We start from the raw sequence: 18975 nt of genomic DNA on the forward strand, positions 1-18975 counted from the left end.
ATAGGTGGGCGGCAGGGTAGGGCGCCGGTACGGATTGCGCCCCGCTCGCCGATACGGCCGGGCTCGCGCCGATGCGAAACTGGCGCGGCACAGGGGATCGTCGATAAAACGCGGCACGCGCTTTCTGACGCCGATAGAATCGTCGGTATCCATCAAGAGCGGTCACCAGGGAGCGATACCATGGATCTGATCATCCGCCACGCCGTGCTGCCGCCGAGCGCCGCACTACGGCAGCAGCATCCCGTCGACATCGGCATCGAAGCGGGCCGCATCGTGGCCGTCGAGCCGAATCTGGCAGCGAGCGCGCGCGAGGAAATCGACGCGGCCGGCTCGCTCGTCACGCCGCCGTTCGTCGACCCGCATTTCCACATGGACGCCACGCTCTCGTACGGTTTGCCGCGCGTGAACGCATCGGGCACCTTGCTCGAAGGCATCGCTTTATGGGGTGAACTGAAGCCGGCTCTGACCCAGGAGGCGCTGATCGAACGCGCGCTGCAGTATTGCGACTGGGCCGTCGCCCGCGGCCTGCTGGCGATCCGCAGCCATGTCGACGTCTGCGATCCGCGCCTGCTCGCGGTCGAAGCGCTGGTCGAAGTGAAACGCCGTGTCGCGCCATATCTCGATCTGCAACTGGTGGCCTTTCCGCAAGACGGCGTGTTGCGCAGCGCGGGCGCTTTCGAGAACCTCAAGCGCTCAATCGCAATGGGCGTCGACGTGGTCGGCGGCATTCCGCATTTCGAACGCACCATGGCCGACGGTGCGCAGTCCGTGCGGCTTCTCTGCGAGTATGCGGCGGAGCAGGGCTTGCGCGTCGACATGCATTGCGACGAATCGGACGATCCGATGTCGCGGCACATCGAAACGCTCGCGGCCGAAACGCACCGGCTCGGTTTGCAGGGACGCGTGACCGGCTCGCATCTGACGTCGATGCATTCGATGGACAACTACTACGTCAGCAAGCTCTTGCCGCTGATGCGCGAAGCGGGCGTCGCGGCGATCGCGAATCCGCTCATCAACATCACGCTGCAAGGCCGCAGCGACACCTATCCGAAACGGCGCGGCATGACCCGCGTGCCGGAAATGATGGCGGCCGGCATCAACGTCGCATTCGGCCACGACTGCGTGATGGACCCGTGGTACAGCCTCGGCTCGGGCGACATGCTCGAAGTCGCGCACATGGGCTTGCACGTCGCGCAGATGACGGGCGTCGACGGCATGCAGGCGTGCTTCGACGCGGTCACGGTCAATGCCGCGCGGATTCTCGGACTGGAAGGCTATGGTGTCGCGCCGGGATGCGCGGCCAATCTCGTGGTGCTCGACGCGCGCGATCCCGTAGAAGCGATCCGTTTGCGTGCCGCCCGGCTCGCGGTCGTGAGTCGCGGTAAAGTGGTGAGTCGTGCGCCGGCGGCGCGCGCGGCGCTGTCGCTCGAAGGCCGTCCCGCGCAGGTGGATTTCAAGCTGCATCGCGGCTGAGCTTTTCAGCTCCATCGCATGAATAAAAAAAGCCGGCGCCTGCTCACGCAGACGCCGGCTTTTTGACCTGGCGCGTGTCAGTGCGCCGCGCCAGGCGTCATGCCGTTATGGCGCAGGAGGGCGTCGATATTCGGCTCGCGGCCGCGGAACGCCTTGAACGATTCCATCGCCGGACGGCTGCCGCCGACTTCCAGAATCTCCTGGCGATAACGCATGCCGGTCGCCTGATCGAGCACGCTGCCGCTCGCGGCTTCTTCGAACGCTGCATACGCATCCGCCGACAGCACTTCGGCCCACTTGTAGCTGTAGTAGCCGGCGGCATAACCGCCCGCGAAAATATGGCTGAACGTGTTCGGCCAACGCGAGAACGCCGCTTGCGGCACGACGTGAAAGCGCTCGTTGATCTCGCTGGCGAGTTCGGTGGCGTTCTTCGTGCCGCTTGCGTCGAAGCCCGTATGCAGTTGCATGTCGAACATCGAAAATACGATCTGGCGAAGCGTGCCCAGACCGCTCTGGAAGTTCTTCGCAGCGAGCATCTTGTCGAACAGATCGCGCGGCAGCGGCCTGGCCGTTTCGACATGCGAGGTCATGTCGCTCAGCACGTCCCACTCCCAGCAGAAGTTCTCCATGAATTGCGACGGCAGTTCGACCGCGTCCCATTCCACGCCGTTGATGCCCGACACGCCCAGCTCGTCCACGCGCGTGAGCATGTGATGCAGACCGTGACCGGACTCGTGGAACAGCGTGATGACTTCGTCGTGCGTGAAGCAGGCGGGCTTGCCGCCGACCGGCGCAGAGAAGTTGCAGGTCAGATACGCAACCGGCGTCTGCACGCTGCCCTGGGTGTGCTTGTGACGGCCACGGGCGTCGTCCATCCAGGCGCCGCCGCGTTTGCCTTCGCGCGCATACAGGTCGAGGTAGAACTGGGCGACGAGGCCGCCGTCCTGATTCTCGACGCGAAAAAAGCGCACGTCCGGATGCCACACCGCCGCTTCGTCGCGACGGATGCGTACGCCGAACAGCGTCTCCGTCACCTTGAAGAGACCTTTGAACACGGTGTCTTCGGGAAAGTACTGCTTCACTTCGTTTTCGGAGAACGAATAGCGCTTCTGACGCAGACGTTCAGCCGCAAATGTCATGTCCCACGGTTGCAGATCGGTCATGCCGAGTTCGGTCGCGGCGAATTCACGCAGCTCCTTCCAGTCCTGTTCCGCATGCGGACGCGCGCGCGTGGCGAGGTCTTCGAGAAAGCTCATCACTTGCGCGGGCGACTCGGCCATTTTCGGCGCGAGCGACACTTCGGCGAAGTTGTTGTAGCCGAGCATGTGCGCTTCTTCGGCGCGTAGCTTCAGCTGATCGGCGAGCACGGCCGTGTTGTCCCATTCGGGCTTGCCGCCGCCGTATTGCGGGCCGAGTTCGGACGCGCGCGTGACGTACGCGCGGTACATCGCTTCGCGCATCGCGCGGTTTTCCGAGTACTGCATCACCGGAAAATACGACGGAAAGTGCAGCGTGAATTTGTAGCCGGTCTTGCCTTCGCGTTCGGTCGCTTCCTGCGCGGCTTCGATCACGTCTTCAGGCAACCCCGCGAGTTGCGCTTCATCGCCGGCTTCGACGAGATAGGCGTAAGCGTTGGTCGCGTCCAGCACGTGATCCGAAAACGCTTTGGACAGACCCGCCTGGCGTTCCTGCAATTCGGCGAAATGCGGCTTCTGGTCTTCCGGCAACTCGGCGCCCGACAAGCGGAAATCGCGCAGCGCATTGCCGAGGATCTTCTTGCGCTCGCCGGTCAGCGACGCAAAATCGCTGCTGGCGTAAAGCGTCTTGTACTTTTCGTAGAGCGCGAGGTTCTGGCCGACGCTCGACCAGAACTCGGTGACGCGCGGCAGATTCTCGCCGTACACGGCGCGCAGTTCGGGCGTGTCGGCCACGGCGTTCAGATGGCCGACCACGCTCCAGGCGCGCGACAGCGGTTCGGTGGCGCGTTCGACCGGCTCGACCACATCGGCCCATGATGCGGGCGTGATCGGCAAGGCGGCGCGTTGGACGGCGGCGGCCGCATCGGCGAGCAGCACATCGAGAGCGGGCGTGACGTGTTCGGGGCGGATTTCGCCAAAGCGCGGCAGGTCGGTGAAATCGAGGAGCGGATTGTCGTGTTTCGAGGGGGTAGTGGACATAAGGCTTCCTGTCTGACGCGGGTGAACGGGTAATCGAGATCGGCGGGCGGGGCGCGCGTTCGACGCCCCGATGGAAACACCCGATAGAGACATTATTGGGGCGGGACGTGCCAATTCCAATCCATCGCCAGACAAATTATCAGATGTCGCGAGGCCGTGGCTAAAAGGGGCCGCAGACCCACGCGCAGAGCCATGCCGCGCGTGGTTCTGTGCGACAGCGAACGGTGGCCATTGCTGCCATGCCGCATTCTGGCGTGTCGCTACCGGTCGGCGACGTTTTCTGTCAGAGGTGTCGATGAATCCGCTTTCGCATGCTCTATCGCGCAAGGGCAACAATTTCGACCTGGTGCGGCTGCTGGCCGCCGTGGCCGTGGTGTATGGCCACTCGTACCTGTTGCAGGCTCCCGACGGCACGACCGACTGGGTGCGCAACGCGCTCGGCTTCGACGGCTTCGGCGCGCTCGGCGTGTACGCGTTCTTCCTGATGAGCGGCATGCTGGTGACGGCCAGTTTCGACCGGCAACGCTCGGTGCCGCGCTTTGCCGCGTTGCGCATCGCACGTTTGTGGCCGGCGGTGGCGGCGGGCTCGCTCGTGACGGTGTTCGTCATCGGACCGTTGTTTACGACGCTGCCGCTGCGCGACTATTTCGCCTCCGGCATGACGTGGGCCAATCTCGACAATTTCTCGACCATCGTGCTGAAAACCGGCTGGGCGCTGCCTGGCGTGTTCGAGCACAACCGCTTTCCCGTCGACATCTGCGGACCGCTTTGGACCTTGCCGCTCGAAGTGCGCTGCTATCTGATCGTGCTCGTGACCGGCATGCTCGGCCTTCTGGGTACCCCGCGTGGCGTGGCGCTCGCGGCGGTGCTAGGCGTGGCGGCCTTCGTGCTGCGCGTGCATCTGCCGCATTTGCAGATCGGGTTGCGTGATTTCAGCGAAACGCCGGGCGGCTATTCGTTCTGGCCCGAGCCGTTTTTCATGCTCGGCATGCTGTTGTACGGCTGGCGCGAGCGGGTCGATATCAACGGCTTGACGGCGCTGGCGTTCGCGATGGTGTTTCTGGTGTTCCGCGATACGGCGGGTGCGCAGCCGCTGTTTTACCTGGCCTTCGTGTACGGCGTGCTGTGGGTGGGAACGACGCCGCTGCTGCGGCGCTTCGTGCCGCGTCACGATTACTCGTATGGGATTTATCTGTACGGCTTCATGGTGCAGCAATGCGTCGCGAGTCTTGCGCCGCAATTGAGCCATGTGACGGCGTTGCTGGTCTGCGCGCCGTTCATTCTGCTGTGCGCGGCGCTGTCGTGGCATTTCGTGGAGCGACCGGTGCTGAAGTGGTGCCGTGCGCGGCTTGCGCGCCGGCAAACGCCGATTGCGACCGGCATGGCGCCGGGTGGACCGGCGGCGCGTTGAGCGTGACCGCGCGACGCGGACGCGGCGGCCGGCGAATCGCTTCGCCGGCATGCTTCTTTCGTGTCAGGCTTTCGCGGCTTCGCGCTCGGCAGCTTCGATCGTGTTCACCAGCAGCATCGTGATGGTCATCGGACCGACACCACCCGGCACCGGCGTGATGTAGCCTGCCACTTCCTTGACGCCTGCGAAGTCAACGTCGCCACACAGCTTGCCGGCTTCGTCGCGATTCATGCCGACGTCGATCACGGCCGCGCCCGGTTTGACCATATCCGCCGTGAGAATGTTGCGCAGGCCGGTGGCGGCAACCACCACGTCGGCATTACGCGTGTGCGAGGCCAGATCGCGTGTCTTGCTGTGGCAGATCGTGACCGTGGCGCCGGCTTCGAGCAGCAGCAGCGCCATCGGCTTGCCGACGATGTTCGAACGGCCGATCACCACCGCATTCGCGCCTTGCAGCGCAATGTCGTAAGCGGCGAACATCTTCATCACGCCGTACGGCGTGCACGGACGGAAGAGCGGCTGACCGGTCATCAGCGCGCCGGCATTGGCGACGTGAAAGCCGTCGACGTCCTTCTCCGGCGCGATCGCCTCGATCACCTTGTGGCTGTCGATATGTTTGGGCAGCGGCAATTGCACCAGAATGCCGTGAATGCGCGGATCGCGATTCAATTCGTCGATGCGCTCGAGCAGTTCCGCTTCCGGCAGATCGGCCGGGTAGCGGTCGAACGACGAGCCGAGGCCATTGTCGGCGCAGGCCTTGACCTTGTTGCGCACATACACTTCGCTGGCCGGATTGTCGCCGACCAGCACCACGGCGAGGCCCGGCTGATGGCCGCGGGCGGTGAGGGCGGCCGCGCGCGTGGCGACATCGGCACGCAGGGTCTTGGAAAGGGCAACGCCGTCGATCAGTTTGGCAGTCATGGTCGGGTCGAGATGGGCAGTTTGAAAGCGGGGCAGGGCACGCGCGCTCAGCGGCACGGCGCGCGATGGCGCGTTTCGGCGGGACCGGGTCGGCCCGCGAAAAGCGCGCGGCGCCAATCGAAGAGAGGCGCCGCTGCAAAGTCCCTCATTATACCGGCCTTGATCGCGTACTAAGGCTGCGTGGCCTGCCAGCTTTCATCCGGATCGAACCAGCGGATCGCCGCTGCGGCGCGCGTGCTCTGCGGGCCGAGGTTCTTCTGATAAACCTGCCCGTCCTGATTGACGATGAAGCTCATCACGCCGGTCTTGCCATACTCGGCCGGCGAGGCGATCAGCGCGAAGCCCTTGCGCATCGCGCCATTCTCGACATAGTTCTGCGCACCGCCCTTCGCGTGCGGCCCTTGCGCCGTCAGGATGCGGTAGTGATAGCCGTGATAGGCCTCCCTGGGCAGCGTGCCGTTGGGCATGGTGGCGGCGAGCGGCCCGAGCGGGCTTTCCGTTTCGCCGGGAGCGGTTTGCCAGTACAGGCCGTCGTGCTGGCCCGGTGTGCTGACGAAGCGTTGCGCGTAGCGCTGGGTCAGGTTGTGATAGTCGTTCTGCGCGTCGAAGTAGGCGAGCGAGGTCAGGATCGCCGCGCGTTCATTGCGGCCGATGCGGCGCGTGAGCATCTCGCTCTGCGCCGCCGGCGGATCGAAATGCCAGCCCCTGGTGGTTTGCACGAGCGGCACCGGCAGCGTCCAGCTGCTGTCGCCGACCGCCAGATGCGCGGTGGCGTGACCGTTGCCGCTAGCCGGGTCGTCGATGATCTGATGGCCCTTCGACCACGCGCCGAGGAACGTGTAGATGTCGTCCTGACCGATTCCCTCGGTCGGAATGAAGCGATGAAAATCATTGCCGAGCACGTGTTTGAGCGCCACTTCGTCGTTGCTGGCAAGGGCATTGACGAAAGCCTGGGCGGCCGCGTCGGGGCTTGGGTAGACCGCCTGCGCATGGGCGGCGCTCGTGCCGATCAGCAGCAGCGGTGCGATGAGGAAAGTGCCGGCGGTGCCTAGCGCTACGGCAAGCGTCGCTGCACGGACGCGCAACGCGCCCGGTTGGAATAAGCGGTTCATCAGAGGCTCCTCTCGATCGTTCAACGGTTGCGTCCGAAGTGGCGTTCACCGCCGCTGCCCCCGCCTGGCCGCGCGCCACCGCCGCCGCCGCGCTGAACGCCGCCGCCGTTGGCGCCGAGGCCGCCGCCCGTGCGTTGTTGTCCACCGCCATTGACGCCTGAACCGGCGCCCGCGCGTTGTTGTCCTGCGCCATTGGCGCCGGCCCGTTGCTGTGCGCCGCCATTCGAGAGCGCAGCGCGGCTCGACTCGCCACGCTGGGCGTCCTGCCGCGCGCCGTTGCCGTCGCCGGCGCCGCGCAGCGCGTTATCGCGATTCGCGGTCTGTGCGCGGTTCTGCAGATCACCGTTCGCGCCGCCGCCCTGGTGGATCCCTTGCACGCGCTGACTCGCGCTACCGCTCATCGTCTGGCCGGTGCGATTCTGCAAGGTCTGCTGGGCCTGGGCGCGCGAGTTGTCGTCGCGTCCGCGGAAGGCGTCGCGCTGCGCGCCGCCGACGTTGTTGTTGACGTTGCGATTCAGATTCGCGTTATTGCGATTGACGTTGGTGTTGCGGTTCCAGTTCGTCGTACTGCTGTTCACGTTGAGCCGGTTGTTCACGTTGATGTTGTTGTACCGGTTCACGTTGATGTTGACGTCGTGCGAGTTCCAGTTGAAGCCGCCCCACAGCGAATTCGCCACGGCCACGCCGGCGCCGAACGCGAGGCCCGCGGCCAGGCCGGACGCGATCGCGTAGCCGGGCGGCGGCGGCACGTACACCGGCGGGTACGCGGGATACGGCCACGCGCCGTAGACCACCGTCGGGTTATAGGTCGGCACGTAGACCACCTGTGGATTGGCCGGCACGATCTGGATCGTGCTCTGCTCGACCACCACCTTCTGCTGCGAACTCGTCTTCAGATTGCCGGCGGCCTGGGCCTGTTTGCGCAGACGCTGCACGGAGTCCATCACGTCGTTGGGCTGGGCCAGAAACGCGTTGCCGAGTTGCGTGACCCAGTCGGGCTTCGAGGCCATCGTCGCGAGCACCTGAGGGAAAGCCACCAGCGATTGCACGCTGGGGTCCCACGGCTCCGAGGCGACCGCCTTCACGGCGTCGTCGCCCTGCAACTTCGAGTTGGCTTTCGACCAGGCGGCGGCGGCCTGCACGTCCTGTGCAAAGGTCGCGGCCATCAGCACCTGGGCGAGCAGGGCGTCGGGGTACAGCGCGATGGGCGCGGTCAGCGAATCCAGCTGCTGAGCCGATATGGGCGCGGGATTTTGCGCATGCGCGACATCAGGAACGGTCAGGCCGATGAAGAGCGGCGCCCCGGCAAGAGCGGCGCAAACAAGCAACACACGCGAGCGGTGTGCTCCGGATCGTTTCACGATGAAATCCTCCCGGTTGCGTTATACGCGACAGGTCGACGCACAGCACGGGCTGCGTCGGTTCGTCGCGATGGAATGAGGCAGGCAGGTGTTGAGGCGGCCAGCCAGGCGGCGCGCTGTCCGGCAGGTCAATGGAGAGGGTGCGGCGGCGATGCGCGTGAGATGTCTCATCGGCCCTGTGTGGGCAGGCGACGTCGCGTGCGAGATTCGCAGCACTTCAGTCCCGCCTTGATCGCGCATCAGCGATCCCCGTTAAGGAGTTGTCCGTAAATTAAGGGGCGAAGCAAGGCTTGTCAATCCGGTCAGGGGGCAACACGCTGTCGCGCATCCGGATATGCCATTGCCTGGACATGCGGATTGGCTGACTTGCGATGGTGCGTCGCGATGACGTTTGCTCAGAGGTGCGGGCAGACGAGGTGGCGGCGCGGCGGAAGGGAGACACGGAAGGGAGACGGCACGCCGGACTTTTCGCGAGTCCGGCCTTTCAGGCATCTTCAAGACGCAACGGCACGGGGCGGCGAGCGCCGCCCTGCGACTTATTGAGCCGGTTGTTGCGGCTTGTTCGACAGCGCCAGTCGCAGCAGATCGGCGACCGTGTTGACGTTGAGCTTTTCCATGATGTTCGCGCGGTGCGCTTCGACCGTCTTGATGCTGATGCCGAGGTCGTCGGCGATCTGCTTGTTCAGGCGGCCGGCGATGATGCGCTCCAGCACCTGGTGCTCGCGCGCGGTCAGCTTGCCCAGACGCTCGGCGGCGGCGCGCTGTTGCTGCACGCTGGTGCTTTCGCTACGCGCCTTGTCGAGCATGCGCTCGACCAGTCTGCGCAGTTCGGCTTCGTCGAACGGCTTTTCGATGAAGTCCATCGCGCCTTTTTTCATCGTCGACACGGCCATCGGCACGTCGCCGTGACCCGTCACGAAGATGATCGGCAGCACCGAGTTATCGGCGATCAGGCGTTCCTGCAACTCGAGTCCGCTCATGCCGGACATCCGCACGTCGAGGATCAGACACGCGATCTGGCCCGGATGCGTATGCGGCTGCCATGCGTCGATGAACTGCTCGGCGCTGGAGAAGCATTGCACGCGGTAGCCGTTCGCCTCCAGCAGCCAGCGCAGCGAATCTCGCACGGCCTCGTCGTCGTCGACGACAAAGACTGTTTCCTGTGTGGTGACTGGGCTGTTCATAGCTCTCCCGTAACGGTTTGTGGTGTCGGCGCCTCTGACCCGCCGTTGCTCGGGCCGTCAGGCTCTCCAATAGGCAGACTGCAATGGAACGTGGCGCCTGTGATGTGGCCGTCTGACTCGACGTTGTTGACCACCCACAGACGGCCGCGGTGCGATTCGATAATCGAACGGCAAATGTTCAGCCCCATGCCCATACCATCGGACTTGGTGCTGTAAAACGGTTCGAACAGACGCTCGGCGGTCGCTTCGTCGACCCCCGGTCCCTGGTCGACGACGCTGATGCAGACAAAGCCGCTTTCCAGCCTCACGACCACGCGGATCACCGGATCGACCGCGTTCGGCCGGGCTTCGGCCATCGCTTCGGCGCCGTTCTTCAGCAGGTTGACCAGCACCTGCTCGATCAGCACCGGGTCGACGTAGATCACCGGCAAACGCGAGCGCAGATCGGTGACGATACGAATCCGGCGCTTGCGCACTTCGATTTCGGCGAGACCCACCGCGTCCGCGACGATATCGGCGACGCGCGTAGCCTGCCGTTTCGGCTCGCTGCGTTTCACGAACTCGCGAATGCGCTTGATGATCATGCCTGCCCGCACGGCCTGCTGAGCGGTTTTTTCGAGCACCGGCAGCAGATTGTCAGGCGTAGTCCGACCGGATTTAACCAGCGCAACCGTTCCGGAGCAATAGTTATTGATGGCGGCGAGCGGCTGATTCAGTTCGTGCGCGAGCGACGAAGCCATTTCGCCCATCGTCATCAGACGGCTGGTGAACTGCAGCTTTTCGTCCTGCTGGCGTGACAGTTCCTGCGCCTGCTTGCGAGTGGTGATGTCGGTCGCGATCTGCATCTGCGCGAGGTGGCCGTCCACCCACTGAATGTACTGGCGGCGCACTTCGAACCATTTCTGGATGCTTTGCACGTAGATTTCCTGCGCATCGGCCGTGCTTTCGGTCAGCGCGGCGGCGGGCAAGCCCGCGTAGGTATCCACCATATCGATCGAATCGGACGACGCCTGTGCGCTATCGAACCCGCCGCCCGCCAATTCCAGATGGCCGTCCGGGCGGATGCCGAAGAGATGCCGGTAGTAGCGGTTGGCGAACAGCAGTTCGGCTTCGTCGGCGGCCAGCACGGACACGGCGGCATCGAGGCTTTCGAGCACCGTGGTGAAGCGCTCGTGCGCGGCGGCGAGTTCTTCGCGCGCGCGTTTCGGTTCGGTGATGTCGGTCATCGACGACATCCAGCCGGTCTGGCGACCCGAGCTGTCGATCAGCGGCGACACGTAAAGGCGCGCGTGGAAGGTCGAGCCGTCCTTGCGGCGCACCCGCAATTCGAAACCCGACGAGGGCGCTTTGCCGCGCAGCGTCATGTCGAGCTGGCGCTGCATTTCAGGGTAGGCGTCGCGCGGCCAGTAGGCGAACGGCGCATTCTTGCCGACCAGATCGCTTTCGTCCCAGCCAGTCATGCGGCAAAAAGCGGGATTGACGTGAGTGATGCGGCCGTGCATGTCGAGCACGCGCATGCCGATCAGCACGGAGTTTTCCATCGCGCGGCGGAAGAACGCTTCGGCGTACAGCGCCTGCTGCGCTTCGAAACGTTGCCGCGTGTGTTTCCACAGGCTCCACAGACTCCACAGCACGAAGCACGAGAGACCGGCCACCAGCCACACGAGCGTGTTGTTGGTGAAGTTGGTCATCTGCGGGAACGCGTACACGCGCACCGAGACGCCCTGGCCCGGCGGGTCGAGCGGCAGATCGTAGAACATGTCGCGCGGCAGGCGCGGGCGGGTCGACGTGGTGGTCAACTCGCGGTTGTTCACGTCGATGATCGAAATTTTGTATTTCGCCGACAACTCGGGCGGAATGTCGTGCTTCAGGATGCCTTCCACCGAGAACACGGCGGCGATCGTGCCAAGGAAGTCACGGTCGCGATACACCGGCGTTTGCAGCGTGATGTAGCCGTTGCCGAGGTCGTCGTAAATGAGCGGGGAGTACACCTGGCGGCGCGTGTTGCGCGCCTCGTTGAAGGCGGCTTTGACCGCTTCGTCCATCTGCGCGTCATTCGGCTTGGCGAGTCTCTGGCCGAACACCGGCAACGCGGTACTGGGCCAGCGCGGCTGCTGCTGGCTCGTGTACCAGTTCATGTAGAGGATCTCGGGATGCCCCTGCATGATGTCCGTGGTGGACACCTGGAACGAATGCGGATCGGCGTGGCCGGCCACCAGATCGCGAGCGAGCGCCTGAATCTGTTCCTGCGCGCCGGTCATGGACAGGCGGATCTGCTGCTGCGCCCACGCGACGTTACGGTAAAGGGTGTCTTCCTGCTGTTGCTGTTCGCGCCGGTTCAGACTCCACAGAATCAGGCTCATGACGACCAGAAACACCAGGATCGACAGCAGCGGCGTGAGCAAATAGGAATTCGACCACCATGGTCCATGGTGCCAGCGGGAGGACGGCGTCGAATCCGCCGGCGAACCAGCGGTGCGCGCCGATCGAGCGAAAAGCCGTTCGGTCAACATGCGTGGCATTGTAGCGCAGCAGGTCGCTAGCAAATGGCGCAAAAAAGCGCTGAAAGTGCCATTAATCGGCGCAAACTAGCCGACGTATCCGTCGAACGGCAGTCAAATCAGGTTGCGCCGCAGCAATTTTCCGCATTATGAGAAGTGATCTCGCAATTCGAAAATTTTGTTGCGCGGACGTCGGGACCCCTTTTACAATCGGCCGAAGCTGCCGCGGTCGTGCCTCGTCCGCGCGTCTGTTCAAAGAGCGTTCCTCTATATTCAGGAGACGAGCATGTCCGCTGTACCCGACGAAGTCATGAAATATGTCGCCGCTGAAAAAGACGACGATCCCCAGGAAACCGGCGAATGGCTGGAAGCGCTGGATGGCGTGATTTCTGCTGTGGGCCCCGATCGCGCTCACTATCTGATCGAGAAACAGATCGAATTCGCCCGCGTGCATGGCGAACATCTGCCGTTCTCCGCCAACACCCCGTACATCAACACGATTCCGGTCGCGCGTCAGGCCAAGATCCCCGGCGACCAGGACATCGAACACCGTATCCGCTCGTACACGCGCTGGAACGCCATTGCCATGGTGCTGCGCGCCGGCAAGGACACCAACGTCGGCGGCCACATCGCGTCGTTCGCGTCGGCTGCCACGCTGTATGACGTCGGCTACAACCACTTCTGGCATGCACCGTCGCCCGAACATGGCGGCGACCTGATTTTCGTGCAGGGCCATTCGTCGCCGGGTGTGTACTCGCGCGCGTTCCTGCTCGGCCGTCTGACCGAAAACCAGCTCGACAACTTCCGTCAGGAAGTGGGCGGCGAGGGCATCTCGTCCTACCCGCACCCGTGGCTGATGCCGGACTTCTGGCAATTCCCGACCGTCTCGATGGGCCTCGGCCCGATCATGGCGATCTACCAGGCGCGCTTCATGAAGTACATGCATGCGCGCGGTATCGCGAAGACCACGGGCCGCAAGGTCTGGGCTTTCCTCGGCGACGGCGAAACGGACGAACCGGAATCGCTCGGCGCGATCGGCATGGCCGGCCGCGAACGTCTGGACAATCTGGTGTTCGTGATCAACTGTAACCTGCAGCGCCTGGATGGCCCGGTGCGCGGTAACGGCAAGATCATCCAGGAACTCGAAAGCGAATTCCGTGGCGCCGGCTGGAACGTCATCAAGGTCGTCTGGGGCAGCCGCTGGGATGCGCTGTTCCAACGCGACAAGTCGGGCGCATTGATGCGCCGCATGATGGATGTCGTCGACGGCGAATACCAGACGTACAAGTCGGAGTCGGGCGCGTATGTGCGCGAACACTTCTTCAACACGCCTGAACTGAAGGCGCTGGTCGCCGAATGGTCGGACGAGGACATCTGGAACCTGAACCGCGGCGGCCACGATCCGCACAAGATCTACGCAGCGTTCACCGAAGCGTCGAATTCGCAAGGTCAGCCGACCGTCATTCTCGCGAAGACGATCAAGGGCTACGGGATGGGCGAAGCCGGTCAGGCGATGAACATCACCCACCAGCAGAAGAAGCTGCACGTCGATCACCTGAAGAAATTCCGCGACCAGTTCCGTCTGCCGATCACCGACGAAGACCTCGTCAACGTGCCGTACCTCAAGTTCGAAGAAGGTTCGAAGGAACTCGAGTACATGCGCGCCCGGCGTCAGGACCTCGGCGGTTATCTGCCGGCGCGTCGCCAGAAGGCCGAGTCGCTGCCGGTGCCGGAACTGACGGCATTCGAGCCGCTGCTCAAGGGCACGGGCGAAGGCCGCGAGATCTCCACGACGATGGCGTTCGTGCGGATCCTGAACATCCTGCTGAAGGACAAGGCGCTCGGCAAACGTATCGTGCCGATCGTGCCGGACGAGTCGCGTACCTTCGGTATGGAAGGCCTGTTCCGTCAGATCGGTATCTGGAATCAGGACGGCCAGAAGTACGTGCCGGAAGATTCCGACCAACTGATGTTCTATCGTGAGTCGGAAACCGGTCAGATCCTGCAGGAAGGCATCAACGAAGCCGGCGGTATGGCCGACTGGATCGCCGCCGCGACGTCGTACTCGACGCACGGCGAGACGATGATCCCGTTCTACATCTTCTACTCGATGTTCGGCTTCCAGCGTATCGGCGACCTGTGCTGGGCGGCGGGCGACATGCGTTCGCGCGGCTTCCTGCTGGGCGGCACGGCTGGGCGCACGACGCTGAACGGCGAAGGTCTGCAACACGAAGACGGCCACTCGCTGCTGTGGGCCGCTTCGGTGCCGAACTGCATCAGCTATGACCCGACGTTCGGTTACGAACTCGCGGTGATCGTGCAGGATGGTCTGCGCCGCATGGTCGCGGATCAGGAAGACGTGTACTACTACATCACGGTGATGAACGAAAACTACGAGCACCCGGCGATTCCGCAGGGTGAGGCCGTAGCTGCCGACATCATCAAGGGTATGTATGCGTTCAGGAAGGCCGAGGCCGATGCGAAGGCACCGCGCGTTCAGCTGATGGGCGCGGGCACGATCTTCAACGAAGTGATCGCCGCCGCCGAACTGCTGAAGAACGACTGGGGCGTCGCCGCTGACCTGTGGAGCGTACCGAGCTTCACGGAACTCGCGCGCGAAGGCCACGAAGTTCAGCGCTACAACCTGCTGCACCCGAACGAAGAGAAGAAAGTCTCGCACGTCGAGAAGCTGTTGAAGGACGCACAAGGTCCGGTCATCGCCTCGACCGACTACGTGCGCGCGCTGACCGAACAGATCCGCGCGTTCGTGCCGCAGAAATTCGTCGTGCTGGGCACGGACGGCTATGGCCGTTCGGACACGCGTGAAAAGCTGCGCCACTTCTTCGAAGTCGACCGCTACTGGGTCGCGGTTGCCGCGTTGAATGCTCTGGCAGACGAAGGCACGATCGAACGCAAGGTCGTCGCCGAGGCGCTCAAGAAGTACAACCTTGATCCCGCCAAACCCAACCCGATGACCGTCTAAGGCATCATTCCCCGTGTGCCACGGCGTGCGCGCCTGCCCCTGATCGACGGGGGCGGGCGGCGTGCGCGGCCCAGGAGACACTAACAATGAGTCAAGCGATCGAAGTCAAGGTGCCGGACATCGGCGATTACAAGGATATTCCTGTGATCGAGGTGCTGGTGAAGGCGGGTGACACCGTCGAGAAAGAGCAATCGCTCGTTACGCTGGAATCCGACAAGGCGACCATGGACGTGCCGAGCTCGGCCGCCGGCGTCGTCAAGGAAGTGAAGGTCAAGGTCGGTGACAACGTGTCGGAAGGCGTGTTGATCGTCGTGCTGGAAAGCGCCGAAGGCGGCGCGGCTGCGCCCGCTCCGGCGCCTGCCGCTGCACCGGCACCGGCACCGACTGCGGCTCCCGCGGCTGCTCCGGCGCCCGCGCCGGCTGCGGCTGCCGGCGGTGGTGGACTGCAGGACGTCAAGGTGCCGGATATCGGCGACTACAAAGACATTCCCGTGATCGAAGTCTCGGTGAAGGTCGGCGATCGCGTCGAGAAAGAGCAGTCGCTGGTGACGCTCGAATCGGACAAGGCGACCATGGACGTGCCGAGCTCGGCCGCCGGCGTCGTCAAGGAAGTGAAGGTCAAGGTCGGTGACAACGTGTCGGAAGGTTCGGTGATCGTGGTGCTGGAAGCCGAAGGCGGCGCGGCTGCTGCACCGGCTCCGGCAGCGGCACCGAAGGCCGCGGCTGAAAAGCCGTCGGATGCGCCGGCCACGCCGTCGCCGGCACCGGCTCAACCGTCCGCACTCGCTCAGGCGCCGTCGATTCCGGCTGGCGAAGGTGGCGCGCGTCATGCGAGCCATGCGTCGCCGTCGGTGCGCAAGTTCGCCCGCGAACTCGGCGTAGATGTCGCGCAAGTGCAGGGTTCGGGTCCGAAGGGCCGCATTACGCAAGCTGACGTGACCGGCTTCATCAAGGGCGTCATGACCGGTCAGCGTGCTGCGCCGGCAGGGGCTCCGGCGGGCGGCGGTGGCGGCGAGCTGAATCTGCTGCCGTGGCCGAAGATCGACTTCACGAAGTTCGGTCCGGTCGATCCGAAGCCGTTGTCGCGCATCAAGAAGATTTCGGGCGCGAATCTGCATCGCAACTGGGTCATGATCCCGCACGTCACGAATAACGACGAAGCGGACATCACCGAACTCGAAGCGCTGCGCGTGCAGTTGAACAAGGAAAACGAAAAGGCCGGCGTGAAGATCACGATGCTGGCGTTCGTCATCAAGGCGGTCGTCTCGGCCTTGAAGAAATTCCCGACGTTCAATGCGAGCCTGGACGGCGACAACCTCGTGTTCAAGCAGTATTTCCACGTGGGGTTTGCTGCCGATACGCCGAACGGTCTGGTGGTTCCGGTGATTCGCGACGCGGACAAGAAGGGTCTGGTCGAGATCGCCAGGGAAATGACCGATCTGTCGAAGGCTGCGCGCGACGGCAAGTTGAAGCCGGATCAGATGCAGGGTGGTTGCTTCTCGATTTCGTCGCTGGGCGGGATCGGCGGCACCAACTTCACGCCGATTATCAATGCGCCTGAAGTCGCCATTCTGGGTCTCTCGCGTGGCGCAATGAAGCCGGTGTGGGATGGCAAGCAGTTCGTGCCTCGCCTGATGCTGCCGCTGTCGCTGTCGTATGACCATCGTGTGGTCGACGGGGCTGAAGCTGCGCGCTTCAATGCGTATCTTGGGGCGCTTCTTGCCGATTTCCGGCGTGTGATTCTTTGATCGGTTCGTGAGGTTTTGCAGCGGACGCGGATGACCTGACGTTATCCGCGTCGCTGTATCCGCTCGAACCTCATCACCGATCAATACGAGAAGGGGACACTATGAGTCTCGTCGAAGTAAAAGTGCCGGACATCGGCGACTTCAAGGACGTCGACGTCATCGAAGTCAATATCAAACCGGGCGACGTCATCGAGAGCGAACAGGCGCTGATGACGCTCGAGTCCGATAAGGCCTCCATCGAAGTGCCGAGCGATACCGCCGGCACCGTCAAGGAAGTGCGCGTCAAGGCAGGCGACAAGGTTTCGCAAGGCACGGTCATCGCGCTCGTCGAAACCTCGGCGCAGGCAGCGCCGGCCAAAGACGCGCCGAAGGCTGCCGCCACGGAACCTGAGAAAGCGCCAGCTCAAGCGGCTACAAAACCGCAGGCAGCGCAAGCGGCGGCGCCCGCCAAAGCTGCAGCGCCCGCGCCGCAAGCCGGCAGTTTTTCCGGCACGGCGGATATCGAGTGCGACATGCTCGTGCTCGGTTCGGGCCCCGGCGGCTATTCGGCCGCCTTCCGTTCGGCCGATCTGGGTATGAAGACGGTACTGGTCGAGCGGTATGCCACGCTCGGCGGCGTCTGCCTGAATGTGGGCTGTATTCCGTCGAAGGCGCTGTTGCACACGGCGCTGGTGATCGACGAAGCCGAAGCGCTCGGCGCACACGGCATCACGTTCGCCAAGCCGCAGATCGATCTCGACAAGCTGCGCGATTTCAAGTCGGGCGTCGTCAAGAAGCTCACCGGCGGTCTTGCCGGCATGGCCAAGATGCGCAAGGTCGAAGTGGTCACGGGTAACGGCGCGTTCGTCGATCCGAACCACATGGAAGTGCAGACCGAAGGTGGCAAGAAGGTCGTGAAGTTCAAGCAGGCGATCATCGCCGCGGGCTCGGAAGCGGTGAAGCTGCCGTTCATTCCGGAAGATCCGCGGGTGGTCGATTCGACCGGCGCGCTCGAACTGCGCCAGATTCCGCAGCGCATGCTGGTGATCGGCGGCGGCATCATCGGGCTGGAAATGGCCACGGTGTATGCCACGCTCGGCGCGAAGATCGACGTGGTCGAAATGCTCGACGGCCTGATGGCCGGCGCGGACCGCGATCTGGTCAAGGTCTGGGAGAAGTACAACAGCAAGCGTTTTGCCAACGTCATGCTGAAGACCAAAACGACCGGCGCCGAAGCGAAAGACGACGGCATCTACGTGTCGTTCGACGGCGAAAAAGCCCCGGCCGAAGCGCAGCGCTATGACCTCGTGCTGGTGGCTGTCGGCCGTACGCCGAACGGCAAGAAGATCGGCGCGGACAAGGCCGGTGTCGCCGTGACGGATCGCGGCTTCATCGACGTCGACAAGCAGATGCGCACCAACGTGCCGAACATCTTCGCGATCGGCGACATCGTCGGTCAGCCGATGCTCGCGCACAAGGCCGTGCACGAAGGTCACGTCGCGGCGGAAGTGGCGCATGGCGAGAAGGCGTACTTCGACGCGCTGCAGATTCCGTCGGTGGCTTACACCGATCCGGAAGTGGCGTGGGCCGGCAAGACCGAAGACCAGTTGAAGGCCGCCGGCATCAAGTACGGCAAAGCGGTGTTTCCGTGGGCTGCATCGGGCCGCGCGATCGCCAATGGCCGCGACGAAGGCTTCACGAAGCTGCTGTTCGACGAAGAGACGCATCGCGTGATCGGCGGCGGGATCGTCGGTCTGAATGCGGGCGACCTGATCAGCGAAGTCTGTCTCGCGATCGAGATGGGTGCGGATGCAACGGATATCGGTAAAACGATTCACCCGCATCCGACGCTCGGCGAATCGGTGGGCATGGCCGCCGAGTTGTACGAAGGCGTCTGCACGGACTTGCCGCCGCAGAAAAAGAAGTAATGCGACTCGGCCCGTCTGCATGCAGGCGGGTTCGGTGAAGCCCAAAAAAAACGGCGCGCCCTTTGCGGGGCGCGCCGTTTTTCTATTCGGCAGCAGGGTAGTGCAGCGGTCAGCGGTATCGGGTCGGGTAAAAAAAATCCCGGCCTGTACGCCGGGCAAACGATACGCTGTTCAACGTATCGGAGCGTTCGGCCCAT

11 protein-coding genes are annotated in these 18975 nt (G+C 63.7%); 5 read left to right on the forward strand and 6 right to left on the reverse strand.

What is annotated here, in order from left to right:
* Positions 1-180: 180 nt before the first annotated feature.
* Complete coding sequence (locus tag FQ705_RS26490) at positions 181-1473, forward strand: amidohydrolase family protein (RefSeq protein WP_144146100.1); 1293 nt, start codon at positions 181-183, stop codon at positions 1471-1473.
* Positions 1474-1550: 77 nt separating this feature from the next.
* Here the strand turns inward: FQ705_RS26490 and FQ705_RS26495 are convergent, their stop codons facing one another.
* Complete coding sequence (locus tag FQ705_RS26495; protein WP_144146102.1) at positions 1551-3650, reverse strand: M3 family metallopeptidase; 2100 nt, start codon at positions 3648-3650, stop codon at positions 1551-1553.
* Between the two features lie 295 nt (positions 3651-3945).
* Here FQ705_RS26495 and FQ705_RS26500 point away from each other — a divergent pair, with 295 nt between their 5' ends.
* Positions 3946-5061, forward strand: coding sequence for an acyltransferase family protein (locus FQ705_RS26500; RefSeq protein ID WP_144146104.1), 1116 nt, complete (start codon positions 3946-3948; stop codon positions 5059-5061).
* 63 nt (positions 5062-5124) lie between these two features.
* On the opposite strand, the gene folD is transcribed toward FQ705_RS26500, so the two are convergent.
* From folD to fixL, 5 genes are all read right to left on the reverse strand, one after another.
* Entirely contained in the window at positions 5125-5982 is an 858-nt protein-coding gene (gene folD / locus FQ705_RS26505) for a bifunctional methylenetetrahydrofolate dehydrogenase/methenyltetrahydrofolate cyclohydrolase FolD (RefSeq protein ID WP_144146106.1), read from the reverse strand.
* A 170-nt stretch (positions 5983-6152) separates the two neighbouring features.
* Complete coding sequence (locus FQ705_RS26510) at positions 6153-7094, reverse strand: DUF2950 domain-containing protein (RefSeq protein WP_144146108.1); 942 nt, start codon at positions 7092-7094, stop codon at positions 6153-6155.
* 20 nt (positions 7095-7114) lie between these two features.
* The gene (locus FQ705_RS26515) at positions 7115-8455 is read right to left on the reverse strand and encodes a DUF3300 domain-containing protein (RefSeq protein ID WP_144146110.1); all 1341 of its coding nucleotides are present in this window, start codon (positions 8453-8455) and stop codon (positions 7115-7117) included.
* Positions 8456-8991: 536 nt separating this feature from the next.
* Entirely contained in the window at positions 8992-9639 is a 648-nt protein-coding gene (fixJ, locus tag FQ705_RS26520) for an oxygen response regulator transcription factor FixJ (RefSeq protein WP_144146112.1), read from the reverse strand.
* On the reverse strand, positions 9636-12152 hold the full coding sequence (gene fixL / locus FQ705_RS26525; protein ID WP_144146114.1) for an oxygen sensor histidine kinase FixL: 2517 nt from the start codon (positions 12150-12152) through the stop codon (positions 9636-9638). Before fixL ends, fixJ begins: the two co-directional genes overlap by 4 nt.
* A gap of 274 nt (positions 12153-12426) precedes the next feature.
* On the opposite strand from fixL, the gene aceE reads away from it, so the two are divergent.
* The 3 genes from aceE to lpdA all read left to right on the forward strand — a co-directional run bounded on the left by aceE (position 12427) and on the right by lpdA (position 18778).
* Positions 12427-15123, forward strand: coding sequence for a pyruvate dehydrogenase (acetyl-transferring), homodimeric type (gene aceE, locus FQ705_RS26530; RefSeq protein ID WP_144146116.1), 2697 nt, complete (start codon positions 12427-12429; stop codon positions 15121-15123).
* An 86-nt stretch (positions 15124-15209) separates the two neighbouring features.
* A complete protein-coding gene (gene aceF, locus FQ705_RS26535) occupies positions 15210-16871 on the forward strand; it encodes a dihydrolipoyllysine-residue acetyltransferase (protein WP_144146118.1) in 1662 nt (553 codons plus the stop codon).
* A 101-nt stretch (positions 16872-16972) separates the two neighbouring features.
* On the forward strand, positions 16973-18778 hold the full coding sequence (gene lpdA / locus FQ705_RS26540; protein WP_144146120.1) for a dihydrolipoyl dehydrogenase: 1806 nt from the start codon (positions 16973-16975) through the stop codon (positions 18776-18778).
* Positions 18779-18975: the final 197 nt, after the last annotated feature.

Source organism: Paraburkholderia sp. BCC1884, assembly GCF_900996225.1.
Taxonomy (GTDB): Bacteria; Pseudomonadota; Gammaproteobacteria; order Burkholderiales; family Burkholderiaceae; genus Paraburkholderia.